This window comes from Pseudomonas sp. P4_C8, assembly GCF_056401975.1.
The window spans coordinates 118,946-126,182 of sequence record NZ_JBFUIH010000014.1 but is presented as its reverse complement, the minus strand read 5'-3'; the positions used below and the strand labels follow the sequence as shown (position 1 = coordinate 126,182).

Sequence of the window (7,237 nt, the reverse complement as noted above, 5' to 3'; positions counted from 1 at the left end):
GGCATCACCTCGGTGTATCTGACAGACCGAGGCGATGCCATCGCCGGCAAGCCGGCTCCTACAGAGTGATGCGGTGTTCGGTGGGCCTACGAGCGGTGGTCCGTGACAGTCGGTTTGCGCTATACTCGCCGCCCTTTTTTGAATCACCTGCCAGGCGATTTCCCATGACCAAACAGGCCGCCGAAGTCGCGAAACGCCGCACTTTCGCCATTATTTCCCACCCCGATGCCGGTAAAACCACCATCACCGAGAAACTCTTGCTGATGGGCAAGGCGATTGCGATTGCGGGCACGGTGAAGTCTCGCAAGTCCGACCGCCATGCCACCTCCGACTGGATGGAAATGGAAAAGCAGCGTGGTATCTCGATTACCACGTCGGTCATGCAGTTCCCGTATCGCGACCACATGATCAACCTGCTCGACACCCCGGGCCACGAAGACTTCTCCGAAGACACCTACCGCACCCTGACGGCGGTCGACTCGGCATTGATGGTCCTCGACGGCGGTAAGGGTGTAGAGCCACGGACCATCGCGCTGATGGACGTTTGCCGTCTGCGTGATACGCCGATTGTCAGCTTCATCAACAAACTCGACCGTGACATCCGCGACCCGATCGAACTGCTCGACGAAATCGAAGCGGTCCTGAAGATCAAGGCCGCGCCGATCACCTGGCCGATCGGTTGCTACCGCGACTTCAAAGGCGTTTACCACCTCGCCGACGACTACATCATCGTGTACACCGCCGGTCACGGCCACGAGCGTACCGATGTAAAAATCATCGAGAAGCTCGATTCCGATGAAGCTCGCGCACACTTGGGCGACGAGTACGATCGCTTCGTTGATCAACTGGAACTGGTGCAGGGCGCCTGCCACGAGTTCAACCAGCAGGAATTTCTCGACGGTCAACTGACCCCGGTGTTCTTCGGTACTGCATTGGGTAACTTCGGTGTCGATCACGTGCTCGACGCCGTGGTCAACTGGGCGCCGAAACCGCTGGCCCGTGTTGCCAACGAGCGCACCGTAGAACCGGTCGAGGAGAAATTCGCCGGCTTCGTGTTCAAGATCCAGGCGAACATGGACCCGAAACACCGCGACCGCATCGCCTTCATGCGTATCTGCTCCGGCAAGTACGAAAAAGGCATGAAGATGCGCCACGTGCGCACCGGCAAAGACGTGCGGATCGGCGACGCGCTGACCTTCTTCTCCTCCGAGCGTGAGCAACTGGAAGAAGCGTTTGCCGGCGACATCATCGGTTTGCACAACCACGGCACCATCCAGATCGGCGACACCTTCACCGAAGGCGAAGTCCTGGGCTTCACCGGTATCCCGCACTTCGCCCCGGAACTGTTCCGTCGCGTGCGTCTGCGCGATCCGCTGAAATCCAAGCAACTGCGTCAGGGCTTGCAGCAACTGGCCGAAGAAGGCGCGACCCAGGTGTTCTTCCCTGAGCGCAGCAACGACATCATCCTCGGCGCCGTCGGTGTGCTGCAGTTCGATGTGGTCGCCAGCCGCTTGAAAGAGGAATACAAGGTTGAGTGCTCCTACGAGCCGATTACCGTTTATTCCGCGCGCTGGATCGATTGCGACGATAAGAAGAAGCTTGAGGAGTTCCGGATCAAGGCCGTGGAAAACCTTGCAGTCGACGGCGGTGGTCACCTGACCTACCTGGCCCCGACCCGGGTTAACCTGGCGTTGATGGAAGAGCGCTGGCCGGACGTGAAATTCCGTGCGACGCGTGAGCATCATTAAGCGCTGAGTCGAAACACCGAAAACCCCGTTGCGAAAGCTGCGGGGTTTTTTGTTGCCTGAAGCATTCCCCCTGTGGGAGTGAGCCGGCTCCGGGCGGCGTTCCGACGATGCATTTTTTCATTCAACGACTGTGTTGAATGTTAGTCAGCCATCGCGAGCACGCTTGCTCCCACAGGTTTTGTGTTGGCAGGCCGTTTCCTGGCTGATTTATGCCGCTTCGCCTTAGCGCACCGGACACTAGATGACATTGATCATCCAGAAATATCTCCAAGACTTTTCCGCCGTTCAAACCTGCGTGATCCGCTGACATCCAGCAGCTGCGTCAGGGCATGGCGAAGCCTGAGTCGACACGTATGTAAGGTATTTCTGTCGGTTTCCTTTCTGGGGTTTGTAGCTCGAGTCTACTTTTCAATACCCCAGTCTTTTACCGGCGACAGCTCAATTGTTGACGTCTAGTGTTCGGAGGACATTTCGCAAACAGTGACCTTCCATGAGCAGGCGCACCCGACAAATGGACGTKATGAAAAGCGGTATAGATACGTTGGTAACCATGCGACCAAACAGCCCGATTTCTATCATCGAGCGTTACTACGATCTGATGGCCAGTACAGCTGCCGATTTCGAAGTCTGTAGCAGCGATGCTTTTGAACCTTCCATGAGGTTGCCTGCGCAGTATTTTTACGATGCAAACCATAAAATTCGCTCGGATATTCCTTTGGTTTCAAAAGGCATTAACAGTCATGTGAGTCTCGATCTGGACCAATGGAATGATTAGTCGGTTTACTCATGTGACTCGGCTCGCTGGCTACTTCTGTCCAATGGCCTGGGTCCTTGCTGCGTTGATTTTTATCAGCCGATTGAGTGCCATGGTCAAACTATTCATGGCGTTTTACCTGCGTCAGGAACTGGGATTTCCGATTGAGACGGTTGGCTGGTTGTTATCCGGTTACGGGGCCGGCTTACTGGTAGGTTCTATGGTGGGAGGGCTGCTGAGTGATCATTTCCCCACTGCGCGGCTCACCGCCGCGTTGTTTTTTGTCTCTGCATGGATACTGGTCTTGTTGGGGCTGGTCACTGATGTGTCTTTTCTTGCCGGGTTGCTGCTGTTCAGTGGTGCGCTCGACGGTGCAATTCGTACGCTTCATCAGCGTTTGCTTATGGAGCATTGCGAAGTTAAGCAACGTGCTCGCGCTCAGTCGTTGAGCCGTGTCGGGAGCAATCTGGGGATGGCGGTAGCTGGAGTGGCGGGTGGCGTCCTGGCGCAGACTGATTTTCGCCTGCTGTTTTTTGTCAGTGCGGCAATGACGGTGCTGGCATTGGTCTGGTTTGTCCGGTCGACATTTCATCGCAAAGCTTTTTTGATGAAGGGGGCCACCGATACGGATTCAGTTTCATGCGTGCCGTATCGGGACAAGCATTTCCTTTGGTTGTTGGGGGCGTCTGTCTTGCTCGGCCTGGCCTTTGAACCGGTTTACAGCATGCTGGGCAATTACTTGCTCGATTACTATCAGTTAGGTACGGAGGTCATCGGGTGGCAATTCGCTTTGAATGCGATGCTAGTGGTGACGTTGCAGATTCCGTTGTCTCACTGGGCGGAGCGATGGGGCGCGCGACGGCAACTGTTGGCAGGCAGTTTGTTGTTGGCTTGCGGACTGGGAATGCTGCCTCTGGGTTCCGGAATGTTGTTTGTCTGCCTGTCGACGGTCGTTTGGACGGTTGGTGAAATTCTCTTTATGCCGACTCTCAATGTGCTGGTCATGCAGCGTGCGCAAGCGGGCAAGAGCGGGCAGTACTTTGGTCTTTTTACCATGTGCTGGAGTGCGAGCGTGCTGCTTTCGCCGACGCTTGGAGGCCAGCTCTATGGTTATTTTGGCGGGCATAGCGTCTGGCTCGCCAGCGCGGCTCTGGCGTTGTCGTCTCTACCGCTGATTTATCAAGCGACTCGTGTGTCGGAGCAGGAAAGAGTATTTTTATCGGCGATCAGTGATCCTGCTTCATTTAGCTGATCTGGTTATAGACCTTATTCAAAACCAATCTCCCCGCCAATGGCATTTCCACCGCCTCGTTAGCGTCCTACTGGAGAACCACGCTGATCGGAACTAGATTTGACTCAGCGTCAGTCAGGCGCCCAAGCGTCACCCCAAAAAGGATGGATTCGGCTATGAGCATTTTTCAACGCATTGTGCTGTTGCTTAAGGTTTTAGTGATGTTGTGCGTGGGTATGTCGGCGGCATGGGCAGAGTGCCCGGACCATGGTGAACAGGCGTCGAGCGGCCAGGTAACACACACTGGCCTGATGATCGCCAAGGGCGAATCAGAGCCTGGGGACCAAGATCAGGGTGGCAGCAAGGACGATGACGATTCGACCACTGAAGAGCCGGACACCGACGACGATGAAGGCGATAGCCAAACGTAACTGACGTACAAAATAAAACCCCTTCTGCCCCGATAGCTAAGCAATCGAAGTAGAAGGGGTTAGTGAACAGCTCCGATATCCCTGTGGGAGCGAGCCTGCTCGCGAAGGCGTCAGGTCAGTCGACATCAATGTCGAATGAAAGGGCGCAATCGTCGGAACGCCGCCCGGAGCCGGCTCGCTCCCACATTTTTACGCTGCGCCGTCGATGAACTGCTCGGCGTAATGGCACGCCACCTGGCGGCTGTCGAGCAGGCGCAAGGCCGGCTCTTCGGTGCTGCAACGCTCGGTGGCGTACGGGCATCGCTTGTGGAAAGCGCAGCCGGACGGTGGGTTCAACGGGTTAGGCAACTCGCCGACGATTTTGATTTTCGGCTTGTTCGGGTCCGGGTGAATGGTCGGCGTGGCCGACAACAGCGCCTGGGTGTACGGGTGCAGAGGGCGCTCGTAGATGTCGTTCTTCGGACCCATTTCCACCGGGCGACCGAGGTACATCACCATCACGTCATCAGCCACGTGTTGCACCACCGCCAGGTTGTGCGAGATGAACACGTAGGCGGTGTTGAACTCTTGCTGCAAATCCATGAATAGGTTCAACACCTGCGCCTGGATCGACACGTCCAATGCCGAGGTCGGCTCATCCGCTACCAGCACTTTAGGCTGCAACATCATCGCGCGGGCCAGTGCAATCCGCTGGCGTTGACCGCCGGAGAACATGTGCGGATAACGCTGGTAGTGCTCGGGACGCAAGCCCACCTGCTTCATCATCGCCTGGACTTTCTCGCGACGTTCGGATGCACTCAAGTTGGTGTTGATCAGCAGCGGTTCGCCGAGCTGGTCACCGACTTTTTGCCGAGGGTTCAGCGACGCGTACGGGCTCTGGAACACCATCTGCACGTCTTTGCGCAGTTGCTTGCGCTGGGCCTTGTCGGCACCGGTGACTTCCTGGCCGGCGATTTTCAAGGAGCCGGAGGACGGCTCTTCGATCAGCGTCAAAGCACGGGCCAGGGTGGATTTGCCACAGCCCGACTCGCCTACAACGGCGAGGGTCTTGCCGGCTTCCAGTTCGAAAGACACACCGTTCAGGGCGCGTACGGTCGCATGACCCTTGAACAGGCCACGGGACACTTCGTAGTGACGGGTCAGGTCGCGGGCGGTAAGTACGACGGCCATTACGCCACCTCCTGATTCAGCGGGTAGAAGCAGCGGGCAAGGCTGTTGCTTTTCGGGTCAAGGGTTGGGCGTTGCTGACGGCAGTTTTCCTGCACGTACGGGCAACGCGGCGACAGCAGGCAACCCTGCGGACGGTCATAACGACCTGGAACGATGCCTGGCAGCGTGGCCAGGCGCGTGGCACCGAGGCTGTGTTCCGGAATCGCCTTGAGCAATGCTTCGCTGTACGGATGCGCCGGAATGTCGAACAGCTGTGGCACTTGACCGACTTCAACCGCTTGGCCGGCGTACATCACACACACGCGCTGGGCGGTTTCGGCCACGACCGCGAGGTCGTGGGTAATCAGCACCAGGCCCATGTTCTGTTCTTTCTGCAACGCCAGCAGCAGGTCCATGATCTGCGCCTGAATCGTTACGTCCAGTGCAGTGGTCGGTTCGTCAGCGATCAGCAGTTTCGGTTCGCCGGCAATCGCCATGGCGATCGCCACACGCTGGCTCATACCGCCGGACAGTTGGTGCGGGTAAGCGTCCATACGGCTCGCGGCGCCAGGGATTTCCACTTTTTCCAGCAGCTCGATGGCACGCTTGCGGGCTTGCTTGCCGGACATTTTCAGGTGCAGGCGCAGCACTTCTTCGATCTGGAAACCGACGGTGTAGCTCGGGTTCAGTGCGGTCATCGGGTCCTGGAAGACCATGGCCAGGTCTTTGCCGACGATTTGCCGGCGCTGACGGTTGCTGAGCTTGAGCATGTTCTTGCCATCGAAATTCAGGGCGTCGGCGGTGACGATCCCCGGATGTTCGATCAGGCCCATCAGCGCCATCATGGTCACGGATTTACCGGAACCCGACTCGCCAACGATGGCCAGGACTTCGCCTTTTTCCACAGTAATGTCGAGCCCGTCGACCACCGGAACGGCGTTCTTGTCGCCGAAGCGAACGTTGAGATTCTTGATTTCTAACAGTGACATTTGAATCTCCTCAGGCGGCGTTCTTGAGTTTCGGGTCCAGCGCATCGCGCAGGCCGTCGCCCATCAAGTTGATTGCCAGCACGCTGAGCAAAATGGTCAAACCAGGCAGGCTTACCACCCACCAGGCGCGTTCGATGTAGTCGCGAGCCGAAGCCAGCATGGTGCCCCACTCAGGGGTTGGCGGTTGTACGCCAAGACCGAGGAAGCCCAGTGCGGCGGCATCGAGAATCGCCGAGGAGAAGCTCAAGGTGGCCTGAACGATCAGCGGTGCCATGCAGTTAGGCAGCACGGTGATGAACATCAGGCGTGGCAGCGTGGCACCGGCCAGGCGCGCGGCGGTCACGTAGTCGCGGTTCAGTTCGCCCATCACCGCGGCGCGGGTCAGACGAACATAGGACGGCAGGGACACCACGGCGATGGCGATCACGGTGTTGATCAGGCCAGGGCCGAGGATGGCAACAATCGCCACGGCCAGCAGCAGGGACGGCAGGGCCAGCATGATGTCCATCAGACGCATGATGGTCGGGCCGAGCAGGCGTGGGAAGAAACCGGCGAACAGACCCAGCAGGATCCCCGGAATCAACGACATCACCACCGACGACAAACCGATCATCAGCGACAGACGCGAGCCAGCGATCAGGCGCGACAGCAGGTCGCGACCCAATTCATCGGTGCCGAGCAGGAACTGCAACTGCCCACCTTCCAGCCAGGCTGGCGGGGTCAGCAGGAAGTCACGGTACTGTTCGCTCGGGTTATGCGGGGCAACCCACGGCGCGAAGATCGCGCAGAAAATCACCAGCAACATGAACATCAGGCCGGCGACGGCGCCTTTGTTGCGGGAAAACGCGTGCCAGAATTCTTTGTACGGGGACGGATACAGCAGGCTTTGATCGACTGTTACCGCTTGATTTGAAGTTGAAGCTGGAGTGGTCATG

General features: G+C 57.8%; 7 protein-coding genes. 4 read left to right on the top strand and 3 right to left on the bottom strand.

Annotated elements, in window-relative coordinates; genetic code table 11:
* Positions 1-164 precede the first annotated feature (164 nt).
* From AC1DWM_RS11535 to AC1DWM_RS11520, 4 genes are all read left to right on the top strand, one after another.
* Positions 165-1,748: a peptide chain release factor 3 gene (locus AC1DWM_RS11535; protein ID WP_223516427.1), complete on the top strand. Its 1,584-nt coding sequence runs from the start codon at positions 165-167 to the stop codon at positions 1,746-1,748.
* A 490-nt stretch (positions 1,749-2,238) separates the two neighbouring features.
* Positions 2,239-2,523, top strand: a complete 285-nt coding sequence (locus AC1DWM_RS11530; protein ID WP_477795220.1) for a hypothetical protein — start codon at positions 2,239-2,241, stop codon at positions 2,521-2,523.
* The gene (locus AC1DWM_RS11525; protein ID WP_477795219.1) at positions 2,516-3,754 is read left to right on the top strand and encodes an MFS transporter; all 1,239 of its coding nucleotides are present in this window, start codon (positions 2,516-2,518) and stop codon (positions 3,752-3,754) included. The genes AC1DWM_RS11530 and AC1DWM_RS11525 overlap by 8 nt, the downstream gene beginning before the upstream one ends.
* A gap of 155 nt (positions 3,755-3,909) precedes the next feature.
* Positions 3,910-4,164 carry a hypothetical protein gene (locus tag AC1DWM_RS11520; protein WP_223516433.1) on the top strand — a complete coding sequence of 85 codons (255 nt, stop codon included), beginning with the start codon at positions 3,910-3,912 and terminating at the stop codon, positions 4,162-4,164.
* 189 nt (positions 4,165-4,353) lie between these two features.
* Here the strand turns inward: AC1DWM_RS11520 and AC1DWM_RS11515 are convergent, their stop codons facing one another.
* The 3 genes from AC1DWM_RS11515 to AC1DWM_RS11505 are packed head-to-tail and all read right to left on the bottom strand — an operon-like array spanning position 4,354 to position 7,236.
* Positions 4,354-5,334 (bottom strand): peptide ABC transporter ATP-binding protein, encoded by a 981-nt coding sequence (locus AC1DWM_RS11515; protein ID WP_223516435.1) that lies wholly within the window; start codon positions 5,332-5,334, stop codon positions 4,354-4,356.
* Positions 5,334-6,302 (bottom strand): ABC transporter ATP-binding protein, encoded by a 969-nt coding sequence (locus AC1DWM_RS11510; RefSeq protein ID WP_223516437.1) that lies wholly within the window; start codon positions 6,300-6,302, stop codon positions 5,334-5,336. The genes AC1DWM_RS11515 and AC1DWM_RS11510 overlap by 1 nt, the downstream gene beginning before the upstream one ends.
* 10 nt (positions 6,303-6,312) lie before the next feature.
* Complete coding sequence (locus AC1DWM_RS11505) at positions 6,313-7,236, bottom strand: ABC transporter permease subunit (RefSeq protein ID WP_477795218.1); 924 nt, start codon at positions 7,234-7,236, stop codon at positions 6,313-6,315.
* Position 7,237: the final 1 nt, after the last annotated feature.

Bases quoted from the DNA above. Each gene is read 5' to 3' on its own strand.
- AC1DWM_RS11535 (WP_223516427.1), top strand. From the start codon at position 165: ATGACCAAACAGGCCGCCGAAGTCGCGAAACGCCGCACTTTCGCCATT.
- AC1DWM_RS11525 (WP_477795219.1), top strand. From the start codon at position 2,516: ATGATTAGTCGGTTTACTCATGTGACTCGGCTCGCTGGCTACTTCTGT.
- AC1DWM_RS11520 (WP_223516433.1), top strand. From the start codon at position 3,910: ATGAGCATTTTTCAACGCATTGTGCTGTTGCTTAAGGTTTTAGTGATG.
- AC1DWM_RS11515 (WP_223516435.1), bottom strand. From the start codon at position 5,334: ATGGCCGTCGTACTTACCGCCCGCGACCTGACCCGTCACTACGAAGTG.
- AC1DWM_RS11510 (WP_223516437.1), bottom strand. From the start codon at position 6,302: ATGTCACTGTTAGAAATCAAGAATCTCAACGTTCGCTTCGGCGACAAG.
- AC1DWM_RS11505 (WP_477795218.1), bottom strand. From the start codon at position 7,236: ATGACCACTCCAGCTTCAACTTCAAATCAAGCGGTAACAGTCGATCAA.